This window comes from Paraburkholderia sp. FW306-02-B (assembly GCF_058782725.1).
Map to the genome: position 1 here is coordinate 2809452 of NZ_JBYSXZ010000001.1, position 25035 is coordinate 2834486.

Here is a 25035-nt window from a genome sequence, read left to right on the forward strand (position 1 = left end):
AGTTAGGTTATTTGAATGGGTTTTTAAGGCGATCCGACTCATTGGGCTCATTGCGCAGGGAAAACGCGCAACGCACGCGGCACCGCGGTGACGCCATCGCCGATCGCCAGTTGCAGATCGCGCCACGCTTCGCGATCGAGTTCCGCTTCGAGCACATTGCCTTCGCGGCCCGCGAGTTCGACGCGCACCGAGCCGCCGAGCGTCACCACGCGCCGCACGTCGACGACGATGCCTTCGCGATGGCCCGCTGCCTGCGGATACAACTGCAGATCGTGCGGACGCACATAGGCGAACGCCGGGCCGCTGAAATCAACCTTGATCGCAACCGGCAGCGCCGCGCCGTCCACCACGAAGCCGCTCGAATCGACCTTGCCATGCAGCCGGTTCGCCGCGCCGAGAAACTCGTAGACGAACGAGGTCTGCGGATGGTCGTACACGTCTTGCGGACTGCCGACCTGCTCCACGTGCCCGTGATTGAGCACGACGATCCGATCGGCCACTTCGAGCGCTTCTTCCTGATCGTGCGTGACGAAGATCGTCGAGATATGCAGATCGTCATGCAGACGCCGCAGCCAGCTGCGCAGTTCCTTGCGGACCTTCGCATCCAGTGCGCCGAACGGTTCGTCGAGCAGCAGCACCTTCGGTTCGACGGCCAGCGCGCGCGCCAATGCGATCCGCTGCCGCTGACCGCCCGACAGTTCCGACGGATAGCGTTGCGCGAGCCAATCGAGCTGCACGAGCTTCAGCAGTTCATGCACCTTCTCGCGAATCACCGCTTCCGAGGGCCTCTCCTTACGCGGCTTCACGCGCAGGCCGAACGCGACGTTCTCGAACACCGTCATATGACGGAACAGCGCGTAATGCTGGAACACGAAACCCACTTCGCGCTCGCGCGCACCGACCGTCGCGACGTCCTGGCCTTGCAGCACGACCTGGCCGTCGTCCGCGTATTCGAGTCCGGCGATCACACGCAGCAAGGTCGTCTTGCCACAGCCCGACGGCCCGAGCAGCGCGACCAGTTCGCCCGGCGGGAAGTCGAGCGAAACGTTATCGAGCGCGACGAAATCGCCAAAGCGCTTTTGCAGGTTACGAACGGTGATACCCATTACAGATCTCCTTGCTTGACCGGATGCCGATGCAACGCCTTCGCCGTATTCACGGAAGATGATGCCGACGAGGGCGACGAGGGCGACGACGAGGGCTGCGTGACCGGACCTGCGTACGCGGGCACATCGCGCGCGTCCGACAGTTCCGCCGACATATGGCGTTCGGCGAGCAGCTTCAGACCGAGCGTCACGAGTGCGAGCAAGGCCAGCACCGACGCCACGGCGAACGCCGCCGAGAAGTTGTATTCGTTGTAGAGAATTTCGACGTGCAGCGGCATTGTGTCGGTTTGTCCGCGAATGTGACCGGACACAACCGACACGGCGCCGAACTCGCCCATCGCCCGCGCGTTACACAGAATCACGCCGTACAGCAGGCCCCATTTGACGTTCGGCAGCGTGACGCGGCGAAATATCTGCCAGCCCGATGCGCCGAGCACGTGCGCGGCCTCTTCTTCGTCGTTGCCTTGCGCCTGCATCAACGGAATCAGTTCGCGCGCGACGAACGGGAATGTGACGAAGATCGTCGCCAGCACGATGCCGGGCACGGCGAAGATGATCTGAACGTTGTGCGCTTGCAGCCATGGCCCGAACCAGCCTTGCGCGCCGAACATCAGCACGTAGATCAAACCGGAGATCACCGGCGAGACCGAAAACGGCAGATCGATCAGCGTGGTCAGGAGCGCCTTGCCGCGAAATTCGAACTTGGCGATACACCATGAGGCGGCCAGGCCGAACACCAGATTCAGCGGCACGGCGATCGCGGCGGTAATCACGGTGAGCTTGATCGCCGAGAGCGCATCCGGATCGGCGAGCGATTCCAGATAGAAGCCGACGCCCTTGTTCAACGCCTGATAGAACACAGCGACCAGCGGCACGACCAGAAACAGCGCGAGAAACAGCAACGCGATGCCGGTCAGAATCCAGCGCACGACAGGCGGCTCGGTCACCGGATCGGGACGGCGAGCCACGTTGAGCGGCGCGCGCGGCGCAGCGGCGATCGCTACGGCATCGACAGTATCGCGGCTCATTGCACACCTCCGCCGCTCACTGGACCGTTCACCGCGACGCTCGCGGCGGCAGGCGCCGGGCCCGCCCCGCCGCGGCCCGTGCGCCGCTGCAAATACCACTGCAATGTATTGATGAACAACAGCATCAGGAACGACACGACCAGCATGACGACCGCCAATGCAGTGGCGCCGGCGTAGTCGTATTGTTCGAGCTTGGTGATGATCAGCAGCGACGTGATTTCCGACTTCATCGGCACGTTACCGGCGATAAAGATCACCGAGCCGTACTCGCCGAGCGCGCGCGCGAACGCCAATGCGAAGCCGGTCAGCAAAGCCGGAAACACCGCCGGCAGCACCACGCGCCGGAACGTCAGCCAACGCGACGCGCCGAGACACGCGGCGGCTTCTTCCTGCTCGCGCTCGAACTCTTCGAGCACCGGCTGCACGGTCCGCACGACGAACGGCAAACCGATGAAGGTCAACGCGATCAGCACGCCGGCCGGCGTAAAAGCGACCTTGATGCCGAGCGGTTCGAGAAACTGCCCGATCCAGCCGTTGCCCGCGTACACCGCCGCAAGCGAAATACCGGCCACGGATGTCGGCAGCGCGAACGGCAGATCGACCACCGCGTCGACGAGCCGTTTGAACGGGAACGTGTAGCGCACCAGCACCCACGCCACCAGGAAGCCGAACACCGCATTGATCAATGCGCCGCCGAGCGCCGAGAAGAACGTCAGCCGATACGACGCGAGCACGCGCGGCGAACTTACCGCGCGCACGAACTGACTCCAGTCGAGCGTCGCCGTCTTGAGAAAAGTAGCCGCAAGCGGAATCAGCACCACGAGGCTCAAATAAGCCACCGTGATGCCGAGTGTCAGGCCAAAACCGGGCAAGGCGCTCGGTTTTCGGAAGGTCAGCGTCGTCATGCTGGATACTCTTTCAGGGTTGATGCGCGCGGCTTTTTTTGTCTTCTGGCTGGCCAAAAAGCGCGCCAGCCGGGCGCGCTTTTTGGCGAGTGGTTACCGCGTCTGTCCGCCTATGCCGGTTCAGGCATCGACAGTCTTACTGCGGCTGGTAAATCGAATCGAACACGCCACCGTCTGCAAAATGCGTCTTCTGCGCATTCGCCCAGCCGCCGAACGAGTCGTCCACCGTGTACAGCTTCAGCTTCGGAAACTTTGCGGTCAGCTCGGCCGGCACCTTGTTCGAACGTGGACGGTAGAAGTTTTTCGCGGCGATTTCCTGACCCTGCTCGCTATACAGGAAGTTCAGATACGCTTCGGCCAGCTTGCGCGTGCCGTGCTTGTCGACCACCTTGTCCACCACCGCAACCGGCGGCTCGGCCAGAATGCTCACCGACGGCACGACGATCTCAAACTTGTCCGGACCGAATTCCTTCAGCGACAGGAACGCTTCGTTTTCCCACGCGATCAGCACGTCGCCGATGCCCCGTTGCACGAAGCTGGTAGTCGCGCCGCGCGCACCCGAATCCAGTACGCCGGCATTCTTATAGAGCTTACCGACGAATTCCCTGGCCTTCTGGTCGTTGCCGCCCGGCTGATGTTCGGCATATGCCCATGCAGCCAGATAGTTCCAGCGCGCGCCGCCTGAAGTCTTCGGATTCGGCGTAACGATCGACACGCCCGGCCTGGTCAGATCGTCCCAGTCCTTGATGTGCTTCGGGTTGCCCTTGCGCACGAGGAATACGATCGTCGACGTGTACGGCGACGCGTTATCCGGCAAACGCTTTTGCCAACCCTTGTCCAGCAAACCCTTATTGGCCAGCGCATCGATGTCGTAGGCCAGCGCCAGCGTCACGACGTCCGCTTGCAAACCGTCGAGCACCGAACGCGCCTGAGCGCCCGAACCGCCGTGCGACTGCTTGAAGGTGATCGACTCGCCCGTCTTCGTCTTCCACTCCTTGCCGAATGCCTGATTGACGTCCTGATACAGTTCGCGCGTCGGGTCGTACGACACGTTCAGCAGCGTCGTGTCGGCGGCGTGCGCCTGCGCCATCACGCCGACAGCCGTTGCCGCGCCGAACGCGAGCGCCGCGATGAGTTTTCCGGTCTTGCCTGCCAGCCCCGTGCCCTGATGGTTCATGCCAACTTTCTCCGCGTTGTAGTCCGCTGAAACAGCGTGTGGTGTTGTTTTGCGTCGCGGTCACGTGCACATGAGCGCCAACTCGGAGGCCAGTCTATCGAAGGGCTTTCATCATTAAAAATAATGTTTCTTCATTTTTTAATACGCAAAAGTGGTAATGACAGCTGGATAAGGCGTTGCGGCACGAAAACAGGTGTTGGAACGTCCTTCTGCGGCGCAGGAACGCCACACCAGCCGACGAACTTAAAGTAAAGCTTGAATTGCGCCGAATACTGTATAAAAATACAGTCACCTGTTCATACATACAGTGGCGCCATGACCAAACTCACCGCACGACAGCAGCAGGTTTTCGATCTGATTCGCCGGGCCATCGAACGCACCGGCTTCCCTCCCACCCGCGCGGAAATCGCCGCCGAGCTGGGCTTCAGTTCGGCCAACTCGGCCGAAGAACACCTGCGGGCCCTGGCCCGCAAGGGTGTGATCGAACTCGCGGCGGGAGCGTCGCGCGGCATCCGTCTGCTGGCGGGCCCCGAAGATTCGCCGCATCAGTTCACGCTGCCGCACGCCAGCATCATGCAACTGTCGCTGCCGCTGATCGGCCGGGTCGCGGCCGGTAGCCCGATCCTCGCGCAGGAACATATCTCGCAGCACTATGCGTGCGACCCGGCGCTGTTCTCAAGCAAGCCGGACTACCTGCTGAAAGTTCGCGGCCTGTCAATGCGTGACGCCGGCATCTTCGACGGCGACCTGCTGGCGGTGCAAAAGAAGAGCGAAGCGAAAGACGGCCAGATCATCATCGCGCGCCTAGGCGACGACGTGACGGTCAAGCGCTTGAAGCGCCGGCCGAACGGCATCGAGCTGATCGCCGAGAACCCCGACTACGAAAACATCTTCGTTCAGACCGGCAGTGCGGATTTCGCGCTGGAAGGCATCGCTGTTGGGCTGATCCGCCCCGGCGAGTTCTGAGCGCCTGCTTCTACCAACGCTTGTCCGACGCCAACGCGTCGCTGCCCCTACGTTGAATCGCCTGGAGAGACTCATGGAACGCCTTGCCCGCCTGCTGCCTTTTCGCCAGTTCGGTCGTTTGCGCCATCTGCGCAAGCTGGTGCCCTGTTCGCTGATCGAGGCGTCCACGGCCAGCTCTCCATCGCTATTCGACGAACCCGCATCGCGCGCGTCGAGCTTGCCGTCGTCGTTGCCGGCTTTCGCTCGCGTGTCGTTGAATTCGGGGCTGAATACGGCCGAGCCGGCGCGGCGCGCGCCGGTGCGCGTCTATCACGGGCCGTCGCGGTTGATCATGGTCGGCACGATAGACGCCGTGTGCCGGATGATCGATCGCTGCATCGCTGAAGAAGCCAATGTGCACGGCGCGGTGTTCGAGTAATGAGGTGTCGGGCGCGAGCGTGGTTGCCCTGCGGTTGGCCCACGGTTGCCCTTCGGTTGCCCCGCTCGCACCTCTTCAGATATTGCATCGCGTGGGATCGTTTTCGTGTGGCCGCGGTCCACGTTAGACCACCCTTGATAGAGAGCTCCACTCGATGGCAGTTTCGACACGCACCAAACGCAGCGCCACACGGCCGCTGATCGTTGTTCTGATTGTGATTGTGGTGGTGGCCGCACTGGGATTCGGCTACGCGTCGCCGTATATCGCGCTGAACAATCTGAAACGCGCGGCGGACGCGCGCGATACGGAAACCGTCAATCAGTATGTCGACTTTCCAGCGTTGCGCGAGAGCCTGAAGCAGCAGGTCACCGGCTTGCTGACACGCCGGCTCGACGCACATGGCAACGGCAACCCATTCGCCGCGATCGGCGCGATGATCGGCGTTGCGCTGATCGGTCCGCTAGTGGACGCGTATGCGACACCGGACGGCGTTGCTGCATTGCTGAACGGCATGCCGCCGCGTGGCGAACCGGGCGAACGGCCGCCTGCACCGCCTACCGCGAAAAACGCACCGGGCGCCACTGCGCCGACGCCCTCTGCCGAAAGCAGTACCGCCAATGGCACGGCTAACAACGCAACCAACAGCGCCACGCCGCCGCAACCGCCGCAAACCACGGCTGGCTATCGCGGCATCAACGAATTCGTCATCAGGTATCAGCACGGCGCGGGCGACGCGCGCTACGCCGCGATCTTGCGGCGCGAAGGTTTGTTCACATGGAAGCTGGCCGCGGTCGACCTGAACGACTGATCGTTCGGCCGACGCGGTTCATGATGCTGCCGTCAAGCCGCCGCTTGCTGCTGTTCCTGCGCGGACGAACACGCCACCAGAATGCTGCAGGAGACCCGGTCGAGCAGCGGCGTATTCCCTGCGCCCATCCACCAGCGCGACAGGCCAGTGCGGCAACGGTGGCCGACCACCACCAGGTCGACATGCAGTTCGTTGGCGAGATTGGCAATCTCGTCGATGGGATGACCGAACGCAAAATGTCCTTGCGCGCTGACGCCGCGCTCGGTGAGCCAGTCCACCCCTTCCTGAAGGATGTCACGAGCAGTTTTCTCGAAGCTGCCGCAGGCCACGTCGGTGAGCAGGCCCGCGCTTTGTGCAATGCTCGAACGCATGTCGACAACCGACAACAGATGCGTTTCCGCCTTCAGGTCCAGCGCCAGATCGGCGCCACAACGCAGCGCTTTACGGCCTTCGCGCGAGCCGTCGTAGCAGAGTAGGATTTTTTGGTAGCTCGCCATGGTTTTCTCCCGTACCGCGGGAAACGCGGTCATAAATGAATCATGGTGCGCCGCAATTCAGGTTGCAAGGGATGGAAAACGCTAAGTGCGCCCCAAGGAGATGCGAGGCTATGCCGCAGCGCAAGAAAAGGCGTACGGGCGGCCCGGTGGCCGCAAACGCCAGGCCGCCGATGCCATAGAATGAGCGGCCTTACCGGCCATTCGCGTCTTTTCCCGGAGCCTCGTTCGATCCATGTCTGAAGCCGCCATTGAATTCCACCATGTCAAAAAAAGCTACGGCGAAAAGACGGTCGTCGATGGACTGTCGTTTCATGTGAACGCTGGCGAATGTTTCGGTCTGCTTGGACCGAACGGCGCGGGCAAGACCACCACGCTGCGCATGCTGCTCGGCATTGCCGCCCCGGATGCCGGCACGATCCGCTTGTGCGGCGAGCCGATCCCCGGCCGCGCGCGGGTGGCGCGAGCGCGCGTCGGCGTAGTGCCGCAGTTCGACAATCTCGATCCCGATTTCACGGTACGCGAAAACCTGCTCGTGTTCGGCCGTTATTTTGGCCTGAGCGCCGCGCAATGCCGCGCGATGGTACCGTTGCTGCTCGAATTCGCCCGTCTGGAGAACAAGGCGGACGCGCGCGTGAGCGAACTATCGGGCGGCATGAAGCGGCGGCTCACGCTAGCGCGCGCGCTCGTCAACGATCCCGACGTGCTGATCATGGACGAGCCGACCACCGGGCTCGATCCGCAAGCGCGCCATCTGATCTGGGAACGGCTGCGTTCGCTGCTCGCGCGCGGCAAAACCATTCTGTTGACTACGCACTTCATGGAGGAAGCCGAACGGCTCTGCCACCGTTTGTGTGTGATCGAGGAAGGACGCAAGATAGCCGAAGGTGCGCCGAGCGAGCTGATCGCATCCGAGATCGGCTGCGACGTGATTGAGATCTTCGGCCCCGATCCGGTTGCGTTGCGCGACGAGTTGGCGCCGCTGGTCGAGCGAACCGAGATTAGTGGCGAGACGCTGTTCTGCTACGTGAACGACGTGCAACCGGTGCTCGCACGCCTGAAGGAGCGGGCCGGTCTGCGCTATCTGCATCGTCCGGCGAATCTGGAGGACGTGTTCCTGCGGCTGACCGGCCGCGAGATGCAGGACTGATGGACTGATGCTGGCCGTGCCCGGCGCTGGCCGCCTACCGCTTATAGCTATAAAGACACTGCAAGAGACAAGCAATGGACGCACGCGCTTACGACAGGCCTGACGATACGCCGTCGAAACAGGAACCTTTTGCCGCTTTGCCCGCGAACGCCGTTAACTGGATCGCGGTATGGCGCCGCAACTATCTTGTGTGGAGGAAGCTCGCGATTGCTTCGATGTTCGGCAATCTTGCCGATCCGATGATCTACCTGTTTGGTTTGGGTTTCGGGCTCGGGCTAATGGTTGGGCACGTCGACGGCGTGTCGTACATTGCGTTTCTGGCGGCGGGCACGGTGGCATCGAGCGTGATGATGTCGGCGAGTTTCGAGTCGATGTATTCCGGCTTTTCGCGGATGCATGTGCAGCGCACGTGGGAAGCGATCATGCATACGCCGCTGACGCTCGGCGACATTGTGCTGGGCGAAGTGATGTGGGCCGGCAGCAAATCGATGTTGTCGGGGGTCGCGATCATGCTGGTCGCGGGAGCGTTGGGGTACGCGAGTTTTCCGTCGATGTTGCTGGCGTTGCCGGTGATCGTGCTGACCGGTCTCGCGTTCGCGAGTATCGCGATGGTGGTGACGGCGTTGGCGCCGTCATATGATTTTTTTATGTTTTATCAGACGTTGGTGTTGACGCCGATGTTGCTGTTGTCTGGGGTTTTCTTTCCTATCGCACAGTTGCCCGCTGCGGCGCGGGGAGTGACTCAGGTCCTGCCGCTGGCGCATGCTGTCGAGCTTATTCGCCCCGCTATGCTTGGGCGGCCTCTTCAGGAGGCTGTTTTGCACGTTGCTGTGCTGGTTGCTTATGTTGTCGGTGGGTTTCTTGTTTCTGCTGTTTTGTTTCGAAGAAGGATGATGAAATAGGCTTCTTTTTTTTGCCTACGCGGCGCTATGGGTGTGTGCCTGCGGCGTTGGCCTTTCCTTGCTTTCTTTTTGGTTTATTAGCGTTCCCCCTGTGCGGGGGGCACCTACTTTTCTTTGCCTGCCGCAAAGAAAAGTAGGCAAAAGAAAGCGGCTCAAACCGCTGATATGACTCCCGGTGTCAATCGGGATCGGTTTTTCGGTTTCTCAAATTCATATTGTCTGAATTTCCTGAGGGCGACGTAGCAGTACATCTCGACGGTGGATCACGCTGATATCCGCGGGTTGGGTACCGCATTACAGAGGTCCGCCCAATGAGCCTGCCGCAATCTAAAGCCGCAAGTCGGATGCAATCCGTTGCGTAGCGGTGTCGCGGGTTACTCGTGTGCCGGGCTACGCCGCCTTCAGGAAACTCCTCCAGTGTCAGGTTGGGGCAACGGGGCTGGATGTTGCATCATGCCAGGCGCACCTCGTGCGGTACGGCCAGCGACATCGCGAGCCGGCTGACGTCCCAGATAAAACCTGCCAGTTCGCGGGCAACCGCGACCACCGCGATGTTCTTCTGCTTGCCGCGCGCGATGAGCTTGCGATAGCGTCGGCACAGCCGCACCTGTGCGTCCCAGGCGCGATCCACGATCGGCTTGGGGATGCCTTCGTGGCGGCGCTGGATGTCGGGACTGACACGGGCCGTATGCCGGTAGCTCCAGGCCGCTTCGACGAGCAGCTTTCTCGCGTAGCTGTTGCCGTTCTTCGTGATACTGCCCTGCCGGCGCTTCTCGCCTGACGAGTGTTCCGAGGGCGTCACGCCCAGCCAGGCCATCAGCTGGCGCGGATGGGCAAAACGCGACAGGTCACCCAGCTCCGCGAGCATGCCCACCGCCGTGGTGAACTGCACGCCGCGCATGGTCTGCAGGCCCAGCACGGCCGGATAGAAGCGCCAGTTGGGGACCGCTTCGCGCAACGCGGCCTCCAGTCGCGCGCATTGCGCGAGGCGGTCCTCGATGGTGCGCCGATGTTCCTCGAACGCCAGCTGCTGCCATGCACTGTCGAATGCATGCGCGCCCAGCCAGCGCTGGTGCGCCGGTCCCCAGTCGGCGCGGCCTGTATAGCGCACCCCATGCGAGAGCAGGAAAGCCTTCAGCCGTTGCCGTGCACGCTTCAGATCATCTTTGGCGCTGACCCAGGTACGCGCCAGATCGCGGAACGCTTCGTCGCCCACGCCGGGCACGTATACCGCTGACAGGTCGCCAGCGCGCAGTGAACGTACCAGCTTGAACGCATCACGCCGATCGGTCTTGACCCGCTCGCCTGGTTTTTTGGGGATCAGCGATGGCGCGCACACCATGCAGTCGAAACCCTTGTTCACGAGTTGACGGTAAAGCCCGTAGCCGCACGGGCCTGCCTCGTAGACGAACCGGATGCGTGGCGCCTTTGACTGCAGGCGCTTGCACAGGCGATCGATATCGGCCTGCCTCGTACCGGTCTTGCCGAGCAGTTCAACCTCGCCCGCATCGAGTGCATAGGCAACTGTGATCGAATCCTTGTGAACGTCGCAACCGACGTACAGCGTGCTATCGTGTTCCATGCTGGCCTCCGTGCCGGAATTCGCCGGGTGCGGCCCGTCCGCACCGTGCGGCTCTGGTAGCAATGCTAACCCGCGTTTGATTCCTCACGGCAGGCCAGCCCTTGCCTCACGGGAGTCATACTGTCTAACGCTTAAGCGGGTCCCCTGGCTTGGAGGAGGTAGTGAAACATCTGGAATCTGTGCTCTCGCACATTTAGCCCTGGTGACAAGGCAGTCATTCTTCCGGCGGCGCTGCGCGTGCCGAGCGGTGCTTCTCAACACCGGGCGCGGATACGCGCTTCCTGCATCATGCTTTCCACTCCGCACCCGTGCGTCGCGAACGGGTCTGCCTGGGAAACCAGTGGGTAATTCTCTGCGCGATGGGAGCCATCGGCTTCGCCTCGGCGAGGCGCCCAAACCGCCAGGCGGTTTGATGAAGTACCGATACGGCGCGCGAAGCGCCGCCGGAAGAATGACGGCCTTGTCACCAGCGCGGAGTGTGCGGGAACACCGATTCCAGATGCTCCACTGCCTCCTCCAAGCCAGGGGACCTGCTTAAGAACTAGCGGTGTAAAGCCGCTTTCTTTTGCCTACTTTTCTTTGCGGCAGGCAAAGAAAAGTAGGTGCCCCCCGCACAGGGGGAACGCTAATAAACCAATATCAAAGCAAGGAAAGGCAACGCCGCAGGCATAACAACCAGAGCGCCGCGTAGGCAAAAAAACAAAACCAAAAGCCAACAACACCCCAATCAGCCACTACGCGCAAATCAACACGCTACGCGCAAATTTAATCTTCGTCATCCGTCCAGGGAATATCCACATCAGAAATAAAGGCCACCGTTGCAAACGGCCCCCCATCCTGACGTCCGATCTTCCCATCGGCCCGTTGCCATTCAACCCTGAACACCGTGGCAGGATCATCGGCAATCAACCTCACCGTGCGAACTTCGTCAGGATCAGCCTCCTCGACAGGACCGTCGAGCGAAACCTGCAATTCCTGTGGCCACAGTCCATCGGCGGGATCGTAAATCTTGTCGCCGTCAGGAATCAGCGTGAACGCTTCCACGCCGATCGTCGCCGACGCCTCCACGATCATCTTGCCCAACGCACGCAACAGCGCAGTCGCCCGCGCCGAATTCGCCTGGCGAATTGCAAGGTCCCCGCGCGTCAGCGCCTGCTCAAGTTTTGGGTTTGTTTTTTGTTGCGCCATTCGATTTCCTGAGTCCTATCGCTCTGTTGTGGACGGCACGCCGTATTCACCGCGTACCTCTCTCCATTTTTCGGGCTGAATCGTACCACTGGTGTCATTTGTGTGCGTCGCAGCATCACAACCCGCGCAGTCAAGTCATACAGCCCGCCCCCGTCACCACAGTTTAGGTCGTGATTCGCCGTCCGGCAGGGAGATTTGCCTTTCAATCCGCCGCCCGTAGCCAAGCCTTTAATTGCCCCGTCAACTCGCCGCGCCGCCCGCCCAGCGCTTCAAACGCCCCCATCCGCGCTAAAGATCAGCCTTTCCCACGCCTTCGAGCCGGCTTCGGCGTCGTGGCGTCCGCCGGCCTCGGTCCGCCGATCTCCGCGATCAAATGGTCGCGAAAAGCTCTGACCGACGGCGGCAGCTCGCGCCCGGCCATCGTCTGCACCTGAATGCTGCGCTGGCGCATCTGTGGATGCGTCAGTGGAATCACGACGAAACCGTCGCCCGTGTAACGATCACGCACCGACAGCAAACCCGTGAACATGATCGCGCCGGACTTCTGCGCGTAACGGTACATCGCGCCGCTGTTGTTACAGATGATGTCAGGTTCCAGCAGCACGCCTTCAAGCGCGCAAGTGATGTCGATCAACTGGCGGATCGTCGTGCCCGGTTCGGGCAGCACCAATGGATAGCGCCGCAACTCGGCGAGCGACACCTTCGCGCGCGTGGCCAGCGGATGATCGGCGCGCAGCAGCGCCAGCACCGGTGCCCGTTCGGTGTGCTCGACTTTGACGCCTTTTTCCGGCGCGAGGCTGAAGGTCAGCGCGAGATCGGCGTCGCCGTCGCGCACCCGGCGGGTCGCCTCGCCCGGCGACATCACGGAGAGCGTGAAGTCGATCCCCGGATAGCTGCGCCGGAAGCCCGCCATCGCGCCAGGCAGGAAGTCCGCGGCGAAACCCTCCGAGCTGGCGATCTTGATCATGCTCCCGTGCAGAGCCTCGAGGCCGCCGATCTCCTTCATCACATGCTCGGCCTCGAGCAGGCTGCGCTGCGCGTAGGCGAGCAGACGTTCACCGGCTTCCGAGAGCGCCATGCCGCGCGGCCGTCGTTCGAACAGCGCCGCGCCGAGCTCGCTTTCAAGCCGGGCAATCTGCCGGCTAATCGCGGAGACAGCCACATGCAGCCGCGCGGATGCATCGCTGATCGATCCCGTGCGCGCGACTTCGACGAAATAGCGCAATGCAATGCCGTGTAGCGAAAGTGCCATGGGACGTGCCTCATGCGACCTGATGCGCCCCTGCTTGTGCCGCTGCACGAGCGCGTTGAGCTTTGCCTTTTCGGCAACGCAAGTTTCGAAAGACGATCATTGTGACAAAAAAAACGGCCTCCTAGAATCGATTCCACCCTGACCGCTACCGGCAATGCATCCCACGCACTGCACCCCCGCGCGTCGGATCCGCACCCCACACCGGAGACATTCATGAGCCGCGACCAGGCCATCGAGCACGCGACACACCATTTCGAATCGGGCGCCTTTCTCGACGTCCTCAACCGTCGCGTCGGCTTTCGTACCGAGAGCCAGGAAACGGAACGCGCCGCCACCCTGCTCTCGTATCTGACCGGCGAAATCGTTCCCGAAGCGCAGCGGCTCGGCTTCGGCACACAAATCGTCGATAACCCGACCGACGGCTTCGGGCCGTTCCTGATCGCCACCCGTCACGAAGCCGACCACCTGCCGACCGTGCTGATCTACGGCCACGGCGACGTGGTGCGCGGCTACGACAGCCAATGGCGCGAGCCGTTGACGCCGTGGGCCGTGACCGTCGAAGGCGAGCGCTGGTATGGCCGCGGCACCGCCGATAACAAAGGCCAGCACAGCATCAACCTCGCCGCGCTGGCCAGCGTGCTGGCCGCGCGCGGCGGCAAGCTCGGCTTCAACGCGAAACTGCTGATCGAGATGGGCGAGGAAGCCGGCTCGCCGGGGCTCGATGCGATCTGCCGGACGTACCGAGAGGAACTGGCCGCCGACGTGCTGATCGCCTCCGACGGCCCACGCCTCGCCGCGCGCCGCCCCACGGTGTTCCTCGGCTCGCGCGGCTCGGTGAACTTCAAACTCTCGCTGAACCTGCGCGACGGCGCGCATCACTCGGGCAACTGGGGCGGCCTGCTGCGCAACCCCGCCACGGTGCTCGCGAACGCGCTCGCGAGTCTGGTCGACGCGCGCGGCGTGATCGCCGTCGACGGCTTGCGGCCGCCGCCGCTTCCCGAAGCGGTGCGCCGCGCGCTGGCCGATATCACGGTGGGCGGCGGCCCGGGCGATCCCGCCGTCGACGACCACTGGGGCGAGCCCGGCCTGACGCCGGCCGAACGCGTGTTCGGCTGGAACAGTTTCGAAGTGCTGGCCTTCAAGGCGGGCAACCCCGAGAACCCGGTCAACGCGATCCCGTCGTCGGCATTCGCGCATTGCCAGTTGCGTTTCGTGGTCGGCACCGATTGGGAAAAACTCGAACAGCATCTGCGCACGTATCTGGACGCGCACGGTTTTTCGCTGGTCGAGATCAGTGTCGAGCGCGGCGCGCCGGCCACGCGTCTGAATCCCGACGATCCGTGGGTCACGTGGGCAATCGCTTCGCTCGAACACACCACCGGCAAGAAAACGGCGGTGCTGCCGAATCTCGGCGGCACGCTGCCGAACGAAGTGTTCGCCGACACGCTCGGCCTGCCGACCATCTGGGTGCCGCATTCGTATCCGGCGTGCTCGCAGCACGCGCCGAACGAACATCTGCTCGGACCGGTCGTGCGCGAAGGTCTGCAGATCATGGCAGGGCTCTTCTGGGATCTCGGCGAAAACTCGCCGCGCGCGGCAGCCTGAGCAACACCGAACGATCGAACGCAGCACGCCATCATCCGCATCCGCCACGAGGCACGCCCATGAGCAGCACGTCTACCTTGCAAGTCAACGCCGCGCGGCCGTCCGCCGCGAAGGTTCATCGCATCATTCTCGCGGCGTCGATCGGCAATGCGCTCGAATGGTTCGACCTCGTCGTCTACGGTTTTTTTGCGGTCACGATCGCGAAGCTGTTCTTCCCCGCGAGTACCGAAGCGATGTCGCTGATGCTCACGCTCGGCACTTTCGGCATCTCGTACCTGATCCGGCCGCTCGGCGGGCTCGTACTCGGGTCGCTCGCGGACCGCGCCGGACGCAAGGCATCGCTGCTGCTGTCGATCGGGCTGATGATGATCGGCACCTTGACGATCGCGGTGATGCCCTCATACGCGGCGATCGGCTTGTGGGCGCCGGTCGGCATCTTGCTGTCGCGTCTGATTCAGGGGTTCTCGGCGGGCGGCGAATTTGGCGCTTCGACCGCGTTTCTGGTCGAGCATGCGCCTGAGCGGCGCGGCTTCATGGGTAGCTGGCAGTTCGCGAGCCAGGGCCTCGCGACGCTGCTCGCATCCGGTTTCGGCGCGTTACTGACGAGCCAGCTAACGACTGCTCAACTCGAATCCTGGGGATGGCGCATTCCGTTCTTCTTCGGTCTCGCGATCGGTCCGGTCGGCTTCTATATTCGCCGCTATGTGGACGAAGGCGCCGAGTTCGGCAACGAGCCGAAAACCCACACGCCGCTGCGCGATCTGTTCGCCACGCAGAAGGTCCCTATGCTGCTCGCGGTCGGCTCGCTGGTGATCTCGACGGCAGCCAACTACATGATTCTGTACATGCCGACCTACGCGATCAAGCAACTGCATCTGCCCGCCTCGACTGGTTTCGCGGCGACGCTCGCGACCGGCGTCGTGCTGACGGTGCTGACGCCATTCGCCGGCCACTGGTCCGATAGCGTGGGACGCATCCGCATCATGGCGGCAGCCGCCGTGCTGATGCTGGTGACGGTCTATCCGACCTTCATGTACATGAACGCGCATCCGTCGTTCTCGACGATGCTCCTCGCACTGATCTGGATCGGCGTATTGAAGGCGACGTATTTCGGCGCGCTGCCCGCGTTGATGTCGGAGATATTCCCGACGCAGACGCGCGCGACCGGTCTCGCGGTCAGCTACAACATCGGCGTAACGGTGTTCGGCGGCTTTGCGCCGTTCGTGATCACGTGGCTGATCGACGCGAGCGGCAACAAGCTGGCGCCGGGCTTCTATCTGATGTTCTGCGCCGTAGTGAGTTTGCTGGCGCTGCATGCGGTGCGCTCGACATTGACAATCCGCTGAGCGCGGTTAAAGCCTGCTTGACTGAATCAAACCACATCGCTGCCCCGGCATCGAAGCCGGGGCAACTCGACGTCAAATCAACTGCATCACGGCGCCGGATTCGGCTGCAACTCATGCAGCGCATCAATTTCCGCGAGCACTTCCGGCGAGAGTTTCACTTCGGCGCTGCCGATGTTTTCCTTCAACTGGTCGAGCGAGGTCGCGCCGATCAGATTGCTGGTCAGGAACGGCCGGCTGTTGACGAAGGCCAGCGCGAACTGCGCGGGCGACAAGCCATGGCGCCTCGCCAGTTCGACGTAACGCGTGGTCGCCTGAATCGCTTGCGGCTTGCTGTAGCGTTGAAAACGCTCGAACAGCGAGATGCGGGCGCCCGCCGGACGCGCGCCGCCTTCGTACTTGCCCGACAGCCAGCCGAAGGCCAACGGTGAATACGCAAGCAAGCCGATATTGTCGCGATGCGCGTACTCCGACAGACCGGCTTCATACGTACGGTTCAGCAGGCTATACGGATTCTGGATGCTGACGATGCGCGGCAAATTGAGCTTTTCCGTTGCGCGCAGAAACTGCGCGACACCCCACGGCGTTTCGTTCGACACGCCGATATGGCGCACCTTGCCTTCCTTGACGAACTCGGCGAGCACCGACAGCGTTTCTTCGATCGGCACCGTGTACGCATCGTCGACCCACGGATACACGGGGCGGCCGAACGTCATCGTGCTGCGATCCGGCCAGTGCAACTGGTACAGATCGACGTAATCCGTTTGCAGACGCTTGAGGCTATCGTTCAGCGCTTCGGTCAGATTCTTGCGATCGAACTGGTTGCCCGCGCCGCGAATATGGCGCGGATTATGCGGTTGACGCGCCGGCCCGGCGATCTTGGTGGCGAGCACGATCTTCTCGCGCGCGCTGCGATGCTGCGCGAGCCACGTGCCGATGTAGCGCTCGGTCGAGCCTTGCGTCTCGGGACGCGGCGGCACCGGGTACATTTCAGCCGCGTCGATCAGATTGACGCCGTGATCGAGCGCGTAATCGATCTGCGCGTGCGCGTCCTGCTCGGTGTTCTGCTCGCCCCACGTCATGGTGCCGAGACCGATCAGGCTAACCTGCACATCTGTGTCGCCGAGTCTGCGGTATTCCATCGAACTTGTCCTGTTGATTGTGTGAACGGAAAGCGCTGAAGTTACCACGCCGGCGCGATGCCTGCAGCGCAGCTAAAATGCTGCAGCAGCGGGCGGAGTCTCCGCCAGTATTCCGATCCTTTCCGTCGAAATTTCCGTCGAAACACCTGCGATGAACCCCGAACACCTTGAACTGCTGGTCACGCGCGTGATGCCCTACGGAAAATATAAAGGCCGCCTGATTGCGGATCTGCCCGGGCACTATCTAAACTGGTTCGCAAGCCAAGGCTTCCCGCCCGGCGAAATCGGCCGGCTGCTGGCGCTGATGCATGAGATCGATCACAACGGCCTGTCGTCGCTGATCGAGCCCTTACGCAAGCGCTGAGCGCGTTGCCATGAAAGCGAAAGGAAGCACGTTAAAGCCGGATGAAAGTTGTTGTGCAGGCAATTGAAGCTTGTACAAATTCACACGGTCTTTGTCTTGACCCTCGCTAAACCGTGGTCTTAAATTCGTTTGACATCCCGCATCCTGCGCACGTTTCTTCAAGCGTTCGCACGCGACACAGCCGCCTCGACCATGCCTCACTTCAGTCTGATTGCTCTACTGGATTTCATCGGTCACGACCTGTCGCCGGTGTGCGCCGTCATCGTGTTCTTTCTGGTCGGCTATCTGGTGGTCGGGCTGCCGGTGCATTTCCGGCAAGGCGCGGCATCGCGCGATGTGTGGGGCACAGCGGCCGGCGTGACGATGGCCGCGGTCTATGCGGCATTCATCATCGGCGTGTACCCCGCCTTGCATCATTCGGCCAGCTTGCTGCGGTAAGACGGTACGGGTTCAGGCAGCGTCGATCCGATCGCTTCGCCACCCTCATGACTGATTGATAGCCGTCAGCCAAGCGACGCCTTCGGCAGATGCCAGCCGTACGACACGGCGAGCACGCGCAGCACGAAGCACGCCACGCCGCCTGCCAATGCCGCGAGGCTCGGCGGCATGCCCGCGCGACGCGCGGCCACGACGACGAACGCGCCCGCAAAAGCCGCGGTCGCGTAGATGTCGGCGTGCAGCACGAGCGGCACGCGCGCGAGCAGCACATCGCGAATCACACCGCCACCCACGCCCGTGACGGCGCCCATCAGCATCGCGACAAACGGACGAATCCCGAACAGCAGCGCTTTCTCTACGCCCGCGACGGCAAATAGCGCGAGGCCGGCCGCGTCGAGCACCGTGACGAGTCCGACGGGAAACTGCTGCGCCGCCGAATGAAAAATGAACGTGAGCCAACCCGTCGCGAACGTCAACGCCGGATAGCGCCAGTCGCGTATCGCATTGGGTGGTGTGTCGCCGATCAACAGATCGCGGATCACGCCGCCGCCGAGCGCCGCGACAAACGAGATCACCATCACGCCCAACAGATCGAGACCGCCACGCATCGCACTGAGCGCGCCTTCGACCGCGAAAACAAATGTGCCCGCAAGATCAGCCGCCAGAACGAGCGCTTCGACGTTCGGCCTTACTTTTCGGATCGACAATGTCGGCATCGACGCATCACCCTTCTGTCCCCAAGTAGTCGAAAGGATAGCGAAACGCCGCGCGCCGGGTGGAAAATTTGCGAGCCGGAAAGCGGTACGGTTTTGTGCAACCTGCTTTTCGCTCAGAGCGCCAGGTCCGCCACTTCCGTTGGGAGGTCACGCAAGTGGCCCGCCTCTGCCAGATGCGCGAGCAGGTTGGCGACGGCCTCATCGAGCGAGACCCGGTCGGTTTCGATCGCGATGTCGGGTGACAGCGGCGCTTCGAACGGCCCGGAAATACCGGTGAAATCAGGGATTTCGCCGCGCCGGGCGCGTGCGTAGAGCCCTTTGACATCACGCGCTTCGCACACCTGCAATGGCGCGTTGATGAACGCTTCGATAAAACCGTCACCGACGATTTCGCGCGCCATGCGCCGATGCTGATGCTCAGGGGAGATCACCGCGGCAATCACGACGAAGCCCTCCTGCTTGAGCAGCGCCGCGACATGTGCGACCCGGCGCAGATTTTCAGCGCGGTCCGCGCGCGTGTAGCCGAGGTCGGCGTTCAGGCCGCGCCGCAGCACGTCGCCGTCGAGCACGATCGAGCGTTGGCCCGCCGCGGCGAGACGCTCGTGCAATGCGACGGCCAGCGTCGATTTGCCGGCACCGGACAAGCCGGTCATCCATACGACAACGCCGTGGATTGGGCTCATGGTTTGCGCTCCGGGTTGGTTGCCACAGCTGCAACGTCTGCAAGGTCGAAGCCGGGCGGCACATGCTCGTGCGGGCTGAAGCCATCGGTGGCCGCCAGCGCCGGTCCCAAGCCATCGAACAGCGGTTGCAGGAACGCCTGCCGCGGCTGCCACCGCTGCACCGACGTTTTGTAGATCGGCCGGCGCACCTGTGCCGCACTTGCCGTATTCACCTGACGTTCGGTCTGGTGAAACGCGAGACAGCGTTCGTCCCAGTCGAGCCCGCAGTGCACCAGTATTCGACGAACATTGCCCTCCAGATCCTCGACGAGGTCTTCGTACTTGACCTCGATCATCACGCCTTCGGGCAGCACGCGTTGCCAATGCGCCATCAGCGCGTCGTACGCACGGTAGTAGCGGCCGAGTTCGCCGAGGTCGTAGCTGAACGGCACGTCATAAAAAATCCGCGAAAAAATCGACAGGCAGGTTTGCAGCGGCGAACGGCTGCTACGAATGAAGCGCGCGTTCGGCAACGCCAGGTGGATCAACCCGACGTTGATGAAATTGAACGGATATTTGTCGGTGAAGCGTGTGTAGTGCTGCATTTCGTTGTCTGCTTCGTTGTGCACACCGGCCGCTATTTCCGGCAACGCCGCATGTATGCGATGCAGGTAGTCGGCGCCCAGCGCACCGAGTTGCGCCGCGCCGGCGTCTTGCAATGCTTCGATATCGATTCGCAGCGGATCGTCGCGATCGCGCGCGATGCAGCGCACCAGCGCCTCGCCGAATTCCACGCGCTCACCGGCGCCGAATACCTGCGGATGGCTTGCGAGAATCTGTTCGATCAATGTCGAACCGGAGCGCGGCATGCCGACGATAAAAATCGGCGCAGCCGATGGATCGCCAAGACCGCGTTTGGCCGCCAGCACGTCGGCGCTCAGCAGTTCAGGCAGATGCGCAAACAGACTGAGCGACGCGGCTTCGTCATAACGCACGCCGGCGCGGTGCAACGCATTGCCCTGCAAGAAGTGCTCGAACGACGCATCGTCGCGGCCCACATCGGAGAGCGCCTGACCATATGCGAAGTGAATCTCCGCCTGATTCGCCGGCGTCAACGAAGCCGCATTGCGGGCCAACTGCTCCATCGCGACGAACACCGGATCGTCGGCGCTCAGGCGCTTGGACTGCACGAAGTTGCGGTAATACAGCGGGACCTGCGGCGCGGTCTCGATCGCGCGGCGATACGCTTCATGCGCCTCGTCGAAACGCCCAAGTGCCTGCAAGCAGTTGCCTATGTTGTTGTGCGAACCATCGGCTTTCGGGTTCAGGCGAACCGCCTGACGATAGCAGTCCACCGCCCGTTCGAGCCGATGCATCCGCTCGAACGTCCAGCCGAGGCCGTGATGGAAATCGGTGTTCTGCGGGTCGAGCGCGATGGCTTCCTGATAACGGAAGACTGCTTCGGGCAAACGGTTCAGCATGGCTAACGTCGCGCCGAGCCGGTCGTAAATGGAGGCGTCGGCGGGATCGAGCGCGCGGGCGGATTCGAAACGATCGAGCGCTGCTTCGAGTTCACCGCGAGCGGCATAGGCGTCGCCCTCGTCGCGCCAGTCTGATGCGGTAGCCGGCTGTGGATCGTGCTTCATTGACGGCTGGTTTTCGCAGGCTGCGCATGGCGCGGCCTGCGCAAGGTGAGAATGCGTTCTTCATCCAGCTTCCGCGCAGGCTCTATCTGGATTCAATGCAAATTTGTCTGAGGGGAAAATAGCAGGCGCGAATTAAAGTTGCATTCCGTAACTTTAACTAACTATTACAGAGCGCTAAGCTGGTAACGGCAAAGAAGGCAGCCCGAATGCCTGTCTGGCTTGGCTGAAGCCTCAGTTACAGCGATATGCAAGCAACAGCGGCACGCGTGAGCCGTAATCTGCGGACACAAATGGTGCTGAACTTGCAGTCATGCGGCCTTTCTCACTCCTATAGAAGGAGAAGATCGTGAGCAAGCTCATTGGACCAATGGCTTTGTTGGCGATGGTGGCGAGTCTCACCGGATGCGTCGTTGCGCCGGGATACGACTATGCCTATGCGCAACCGTATTACCCTGACTACGTTTATCCGTACGGTCCCGCGTATGCACCGGTTTACGGCACGATCGGCTTCTGGGGCGGAGGTTGGAGCGGCCCGTGTTGCTACCACGGCAACGGGCATTGGCACGGCGGCGGACATGGCGGCTGGCACGGCGGAGGCTACGGCGGTTACCACGGTGGCGGGAGTTCGTGGCAGGGCGGCAGTGGCGAACATGGAGGACGTAGTCATTGAACCGCACTGCGATGAACAGCAACAGCGTTTGCTGTGACCCAATGGAGCATTGACTCCGGCTCACCTTTGCTCGCGCACCTCGGAGTGGCGCTCATTATGTGCATGGTGGGTGCGGGAATGGCGGGCACGTCGACCAACCATTCGAGCGCGAGTGCGATAGTGCCTACTTCGTCGCGTACCCACGGTTACCAACGCGGTTGACGTCCTGCAGCGGCGTATCAGGCCGGCGACGTCGCGAACTTCGCGCACGACAAGCAGATTGCAGGTGCCGCGGCATGAAAGTCGAGCGCACGCGCGAGCATGCCGACGCTCAGTCAAACCTGCGGAAGATCGTCCATGGACTTTTCGATATTCCCGTCGGGGACCTCAGTGTCAATCCCATCAGGGCCGTTGGTGTGCGCAACGATCTTGATTTTCGGACCCAGAAATCTCACACCGCCAAGGGTAAAAAGGGACCAACAAACGTCTCCCGCATGGATCGCCCTGACCACTTCGATCACTTCGACAACCTCGGTCGGAGACAGCCAGTCATGCGTCTTCGGGTCGACGAGAGCCCAGCGCACGTGCGTGACACGGTCCGTTGAAGGGTTAATGCGCACGCCGTCGATCGCAAACGTAGCCATATCTACCTCCATCATCCTGACAAAGGAATCTCAACATTATGCGCTGCTTCCTTTCGTGGCTCTCCAGGCAGTCTCAACGCCGCACGCGGCTATGGATGGGATGTCAATCCGTGGGTGTGGGTGGTCGAGTTTCGGTGTATCGACTGAGGTCAGCCGTTGCCAACCAACGTGTCGACGAGGTCGCGCCCCGCGCGATAGGCCGCATCAAGCGCCTCTGCTTCGGTCTCAAAGATGTCGCTGAGCTCATAAAACTGCGTGCGTTGCCCGGCATGACGCAGGTCGGCGCCTGGTCGACATACATACCCGTTGTAATGGTATGGGGTATCTGGCGCCGGAGGTCCGTATGCAAGGATAGGCAACACCCAGATCTCAAATCCTTTGTAGTCGATTTTATCCCACATGGATACCTCCAACATCAGGATCGCGGGACCGCCGCGCGCGGCTATGGCGGGGACATCAACCCGTGGGTGTGGATGATCGAATTTAAGAAACTGTACCGATGCTAAAGACCTGTTTCGGCTTTGCGCGCCCGCTCGTGCCCAAAATCGGATGCGACGTCCATAGCCTCGGACTCGCTACCGAATTTCGCCTTGAGCCTGTGTCGCATGCCCGGGACACGATCATCGGAAAGATCCGCTTTTCTACGGAAATTGACGAAGCCTTCCCAATATGGCGCTGATCCAGACCATTTGCAATTACGCCGTGCGCTGGGGTGTGATCAAGGCGACATCACGACGAAGCTCGATAACCGCGACGAGGATGCATATGATTTCGCCGCGCGCGCAAACCCGGGCACAACGCATCGGCACTACGATCGACGCAAGGTGAAGGTGGCGAAAATGGCGGAGTAAATTCCGAAAACAAAAAAGCCGTTCCGAATTTTTCATTCTGGAACGGCTCTTAAGGTGCAACTATTTGAATCTACCGAATTCTTTGGGGTGGCTGATGGGGCTCGAACCCACGACAACAGGAATCACAATCCTGGACTCTACCAACTGAGCTACAGCCACCACTGACATCTGCTTGATTTGCCGAGAAACTCGTTACCGATAAACTTGGCTCGTCAATGAAGAAACGAGATTATACGAACAAGAATCTCGTTTGCCTAGTCCTTTATTCAAAAATTTCGACTGGCTCACGCAGATGCTGTCTTGCCTCATCGAAGATGCTCAGATCGCGCGCCGCGAGACGCTTGCTATCGGACAAAACACGACGCCATCCACGCGCGCCGGCCTCGCCTCGATACAGACCCAACGCATGGCGCGTGATCGCGCCGAGGTATGTGCCTCGCGCCATTTCCGCCTCGCAGTATTCAATCAGCTTCGCTTCGACCTGCTCGCGCGTGAGCGGCGCATCCGTCGAACCATAGAAGCGCGCATCCACGTCGGCCAGCACATAGGGGTTGTGATACGCCTCGCGCCCGAGCATCACGCCATCGACGTGTTGAAGATGCGTCTCGACTTCGTCGAGCGTCTTGATGCCGCCGTTGATGATGATCTCCAGATGCGGAAACTCGCGCTTCAACTGATACGCGTACTCATACTTGAGCGGCGGAATCTCGCGATTTTCCTTCGGGCTCAAGCCTTTGAGAATCGCATTGCGTGCGTGCACAACGAACACGCTGCAACCGGCATCCGCGATCGTGCCGACGAAATCGCGCACGAAACCATACTCCTCGACCGCATCGACGCCGATCCGATGCTTGACTGTCACGGGCACCGACACTGCGTCGCGCATTGCCTTCACGCAATCGGCGACGACTTGCGGCTCGTTCATCAGGCAAGCACCGAAAGCACCGCGTTGCACGCGCTCGGAAGGACAACCGCAGTTCAGATTGATCTCGTCATAGCCCCATTGCTCGCCGAGTTTCGCCGAGCGCGCGAGGTCGTCGGGCTCGCTGCCGCCGAGTTGCAAAGCGACCGGCGCCTCTTCGGGCGTGAACGCCAGATGGCGCGGCACATCGCCGTGCAACAACGCGCCGGTGGTCACCATTTCCGTGTACAGCCACGTATGGCGCGATATCACGCGGTGCAACGAGCGGCAGTGGCGGTCGGTCCAGTCCATCATGGGCGCCACTGAAACGCGGCGCGGACTGGGAGTTTGAGTTGTGGACATGGTGCGGCCAGACGGCGTAAATCAAAGCGCAATTTTACCGCAAGTGGACAGATGCCCTGAAAGCGCCGGCGAAAGTACCGGCATTCCAGCAAGACCGCCAATAACCCGCCTTGCCGATCGGGTCTTTCGGACCGGAAAACGCTTGTTTGCCGGGGTCGGAACGCCGCCCAGCCTTGCCTTATATACCTCTGACAGATTATTCCAGTATCGAGAATAGTAATTTCAGATTATCGACACAAATTTCCGATAGTAGGGGTATACACTGCCCTCCATCGACGTTGCAGACACACCTCACCGGCCCCTGCGACGCCTTCTAGAACTGAAGTCGAACGTTATTGGAGTCATACCATGAAGACCAAGCTTATCGCCGCCCTGCTGGTTGCTGTTTCCGCCTCGATCGCCGCCCCCGCTTTTGCTAGCGGCTACGGCCCGGCACCGTCCTATCGTCCGTCGGTCGGCGCACCGGCTTCGCAACAAGGCCAGAACGCGCAAACCGTCGCCGCTGAACGCACCCAAGCCGAATCGAACGCATACGGTGGCGTGAAGACCGTGTCGTCGCAATCGGGCACGCGCGAACCGGTTTCGGGTCCGCAATCGGTTTTCTTCGGCCACTAAATCGTTGCCGTTATGCCTGCTGTCCGCAATGGGCAGCAGGTGAACTGAGCGCCGCGCATGAAGGATTTGATGCCGGCGCCCAGTCTCGTTTACGTGGCTTAAGTGGCTTGCTTGGCCACC

General features: G+C 61.7%; 27 protein-coding genes and 1 tRNA gene. 12 read left to right on the top strand and 16 right to left on the bottom strand.

Annotated features, from left to right (window positions below; genetic code table 11):
• Positions 1-47: 47 nt before the first annotated feature.
• The 4 genes from AC3WOG_RS12410 to AC3WOG_RS12425 all read right to left on the bottom strand — a co-directional run bounded on the left by AC3WOG_RS12410 (position 48) and on the right by AC3WOG_RS12425 (position 4216).
• Positions 48-1106, bottom strand: coding sequence for a sulfate/molybdate ABC transporter ATP-binding protein (locus tag AC3WOG_RS12410; RefSeq protein ID WP_492578274.1), 1059 nt, complete (start codon positions 1104-1106; stop codon positions 48-50).
• Positions 1106-2134: a sulfate ABC transporter permease subunit CysW gene (cysW, locus tag AC3WOG_RS12415; RefSeq protein ID WP_492578275.1), complete on the bottom strand. Its 1029-nt coding sequence runs from the start codon at positions 2132-2134 to the stop codon at positions 1106-1108. Before cysW ends, AC3WOG_RS12410 begins: the two co-directional genes overlap by 1 nt.
• Positions 2131-3039, bottom strand: coding sequence for a sulfate ABC transporter permease subunit CysT (gene cysT / locus AC3WOG_RS12420; protein WP_492578276.1), 909 nt, complete (start codon positions 3037-3039; stop codon positions 2131-2133). Before cysT ends, cysW begins: the two co-directional genes overlap by 4 nt.
• A gap of 136 nt (positions 3040-3175) precedes the next feature.
• On the bottom strand, positions 3176-4216 hold the full coding sequence (locus AC3WOG_RS12425; protein WP_492578277.1) for a sulfate ABC transporter substrate-binding protein: 1041 nt from the start codon (positions 4214-4216) through the stop codon (positions 3176-3178).
• Positions 4217-4531: 315 nt separating this feature from the next.
• Here AC3WOG_RS12425 and lexA point away from each other — a divergent pair, with 315 nt between their 5' ends.
• The 3 genes from lexA (at position 4532) to AC3WOG_RS12440 (ending at position 6408) form a co-directional block, all read left to right on the top strand.
• The gene (lexA, locus tag AC3WOG_RS12430) at positions 4532-5182 is read left to right on the top strand and encodes a transcriptional repressor LexA (protein ID WP_341312326.1); all 651 of its coding nucleotides are present in this window, start codon (positions 4532-4534) and stop codon (positions 5180-5182) included.
• A 73-nt stretch (positions 5183-5255) separates the two neighbouring features.
• On the top strand, positions 5256-5600 hold the full coding sequence (locus AC3WOG_RS12435) for a hypothetical protein (RefSeq protein WP_492578278.1): 345 nt from the start codon (positions 5256-5258) through the stop codon (positions 5598-5600).
• A 154-nt stretch (positions 5601-5754) separates the two neighbouring features.
• Positions 5755-6408, top strand: a complete 654-nt coding sequence (locus AC3WOG_RS12440) for a DUF2939 domain-containing protein (protein WP_492578279.1) — start codon at positions 5755-5757, stop codon at positions 6406-6408.
• Positions 6409-6440: 32 nt separating this feature from the next.
• Here AC3WOG_RS12440 and AC3WOG_RS12445 read toward each other — a convergent pair whose 3' ends face one another.
• On the bottom strand, positions 6441-6905 hold the full coding sequence (locus tag AC3WOG_RS12445) for a universal stress protein (RefSeq protein ID WP_091794608.1): 465 nt from the start codon (positions 6903-6905) through the stop codon (positions 6441-6443).
• Positions 6906-7137: 232 nt separating this feature from the next.
• On the opposite strand from AC3WOG_RS12445, the gene nodI reads away from it, so the two are divergent.
• Complete coding sequence (gene nodI, locus AC3WOG_RS12450; protein WP_492578280.1) at positions 7138-8052, top strand: nodulation factor ABC transporter ATP-binding protein NodI; 915 nt, start codon at positions 7138-7140, stop codon at positions 8050-8052.
• Between the two features lie 74 nt (positions 8053-8126).
• Positions 8127-8954, top strand: a complete 828-nt coding sequence (locus AC3WOG_RS12455; RefSeq protein ID WP_492578281.1) for an ABC transporter permease — start codon at positions 8127-8129, stop codon at positions 8952-8954.
• A gap of 451 nt (positions 8955-9405) precedes the next feature.
• On the opposite strand, the gene AC3WOG_RS12460 is transcribed toward AC3WOG_RS12455, so the two are convergent.
• From AC3WOG_RS12460 to AC3WOG_RS12470, 3 genes are all read right to left on the bottom strand, one after another.
• Positions 9406-10536 (bottom strand): IS110 family RNA-guided transposase, encoded by a 1131-nt coding sequence (locus AC3WOG_RS12460; RefSeq protein ID WP_492578282.1) that lies wholly within the window; start codon positions 10534-10536, stop codon positions 9406-9408.
• Between the two features lie 765 nt (positions 10537-11301).
• A complete protein-coding gene (locus tag AC3WOG_RS12465; protein ID WP_211613292.1) occupies positions 11302-11724 on the bottom strand; it encodes a hypothetical protein in 423 nt (140 codons plus the stop codon).
• 295 nt (positions 11725-12019) lie between these two features.
• Positions 12020-12976 (bottom strand): LysR family transcriptional regulator, encoded by a 957-nt coding sequence (locus AC3WOG_RS12470; protein ID WP_492578283.1) that lies wholly within the window; start codon positions 12974-12976, stop codon positions 12020-12022.
• A 213-nt stretch (positions 12977-13189) separates the two neighbouring features.
• Here AC3WOG_RS12470 and AC3WOG_RS12475 point away from each other — a divergent pair, with 213 nt between their 5' ends.
• Together AC3WOG_RS12475 and AC3WOG_RS12480 are read left to right on the top strand one after the other, a co-directional pair.
• Positions 13190-14581, top strand: a complete 1392-nt coding sequence (locus AC3WOG_RS12475; protein WP_492578284.1) for a M20 family metallopeptidase — start codon at positions 13190-13192, stop codon at positions 14579-14581.
• Positions 14582-14640: 59 nt separating this feature from the next.
• Entirely contained in the window at positions 14641-15927 is a 1287-nt protein-coding gene (locus AC3WOG_RS12480) for an MFS transporter (protein WP_492578285.1), read from the top strand.
• A gap of 86 nt (positions 15928-16013) precedes the next feature.
• Here AC3WOG_RS12480 and AC3WOG_RS12485 read toward each other — a convergent pair whose 3' ends face one another.
• On the bottom strand, positions 16014-17066 hold the full coding sequence (locus AC3WOG_RS12485) for an NADP(H)-dependent aldo-keto reductase (RefSeq protein ID WP_492578286.1): 1053 nt from the start codon (positions 17064-17066) through the stop codon (positions 16014-16016).
• Between the two features lie 151 nt (positions 17067-17217).
• Between AC3WOG_RS12485 and AC3WOG_RS12490 the strand changes: the two genes are divergently transcribed.
• Together AC3WOG_RS12490 and AC3WOG_RS12495 are read left to right on the top strand one after the other, a co-directional pair.
• Positions 17218-17430, top strand: coding sequence for a DUF3820 family protein (locus AC3WOG_RS12490; protein ID WP_006048800.1), 213 nt, complete (start codon positions 17218-17220; stop codon positions 17428-17430).
• Positions 17431-17622: 192 nt separating this feature from the next.
• Positions 17623-17868 carry a hypothetical protein gene (locus AC3WOG_RS12495; RefSeq protein WP_492578287.1) on the top strand — a complete coding sequence of 82 codons (246 nt, stop codon included), beginning with the start codon at positions 17623-17625 and terminating at the stop codon, positions 17866-17868.
• Positions 17869-17933: 65 nt separating this feature from the next.
• On the opposite strand, the gene AC3WOG_RS12500 is transcribed toward AC3WOG_RS12495, so the two are convergent.
• The 3 genes from AC3WOG_RS12500 to AC3WOG_RS12510 form a co-directional block, all read right to left on the bottom strand.
• Complete coding sequence (locus AC3WOG_RS12500; protein ID WP_492578288.1) at positions 17934-18584, bottom strand: trimeric intracellular cation channel family protein; 651 nt, start codon at positions 18582-18584, stop codon at positions 17934-17936.
• Between the two features lie 113 nt (positions 18585-18697).
• Positions 18698-19267, bottom strand: a complete 570-nt coding sequence (gene cysC, locus AC3WOG_RS12505; protein ID WP_492578289.1) for an adenylyl-sulfate kinase — start codon at positions 19265-19267, stop codon at positions 18698-18700.
• Positions 19264-20892, bottom strand: a complete 1629-nt coding sequence (locus tag AC3WOG_RS12510) for a sulfotransferase family protein (protein WP_492578290.1) — start codon at positions 20890-20892, stop codon at positions 19264-19266. Before AC3WOG_RS12510 ends, cysC begins: the two co-directional genes overlap by 4 nt.
• A gap of 346 nt (positions 20893-21238) precedes the next feature.
• Between AC3WOG_RS12510 and AC3WOG_RS12515 the strand changes: the two genes are divergently transcribed.
• Entirely contained in the window at positions 21239-21562 is a 324-nt protein-coding gene (locus AC3WOG_RS12515) for a hypothetical protein (protein WP_492578291.1), read from the top strand.
• A 314-nt stretch (positions 21563-21876) separates the two neighbouring features.
• On the opposite strand, the gene AC3WOG_RS12520 is transcribed toward AC3WOG_RS12515, so the two are convergent.
• Positions 21877-22185 (bottom strand): hypothetical protein, encoded by a 309-nt coding sequence (locus AC3WOG_RS12520; protein WP_492578292.1) that lies wholly within the window; start codon positions 22183-22185, stop codon positions 21877-21879.
• A 149-nt stretch (positions 22186-22334) separates the two neighbouring features.
• On the bottom strand, positions 22335-22586 hold the full coding sequence (locus AC3WOG_RS12525) for a hypothetical protein (RefSeq protein WP_492578293.1): 252 nt from the start codon (positions 22584-22586) through the stop codon (positions 22335-22337).
• Between the two features lie 249 nt (positions 22587-22835).
• On the opposite strand from AC3WOG_RS12525, the gene AC3WOG_RS12530 reads away from it, so the two are divergent.
• Entirely contained in the window at positions 22836-23036 is a 201-nt protein-coding gene (locus AC3WOG_RS12530; protein ID WP_492578294.1) for a hypothetical protein, read from the top strand.
• A gap of 83 nt (positions 23037-23119) precedes the next feature.
• On the opposite strand, the gene AC3WOG_RS12535 is transcribed toward AC3WOG_RS12530, so the two are convergent.
• A tRNA-His gene (locus AC3WOG_RS12535) sits at positions 23120-23195 on the bottom strand.
• Positions 23196-23298: 103 nt separating this feature from the next.
• Positions 23299-24300, bottom strand: coding sequence for a tRNA dihydrouridine(20/20a) synthase DusA (gene dusA / locus AC3WOG_RS12540; protein ID WP_492578295.1), 1002 nt, complete (start codon positions 24298-24300; stop codon positions 23299-23301).
• Positions 24301-24648: 348 nt separating this feature from the next.
• Here dusA and AC3WOG_RS12545 point away from each other — a divergent pair, with 348 nt between their 5' ends.
• A complete protein-coding gene (locus AC3WOG_RS12545; RefSeq protein WP_492578296.1) occupies positions 24649-24915 on the top strand; it encodes a hypothetical protein in 267 nt (88 codons plus the stop codon).
• The last annotated feature ends 120 nt before the right edge of the window (positions 24916-25035 follow it).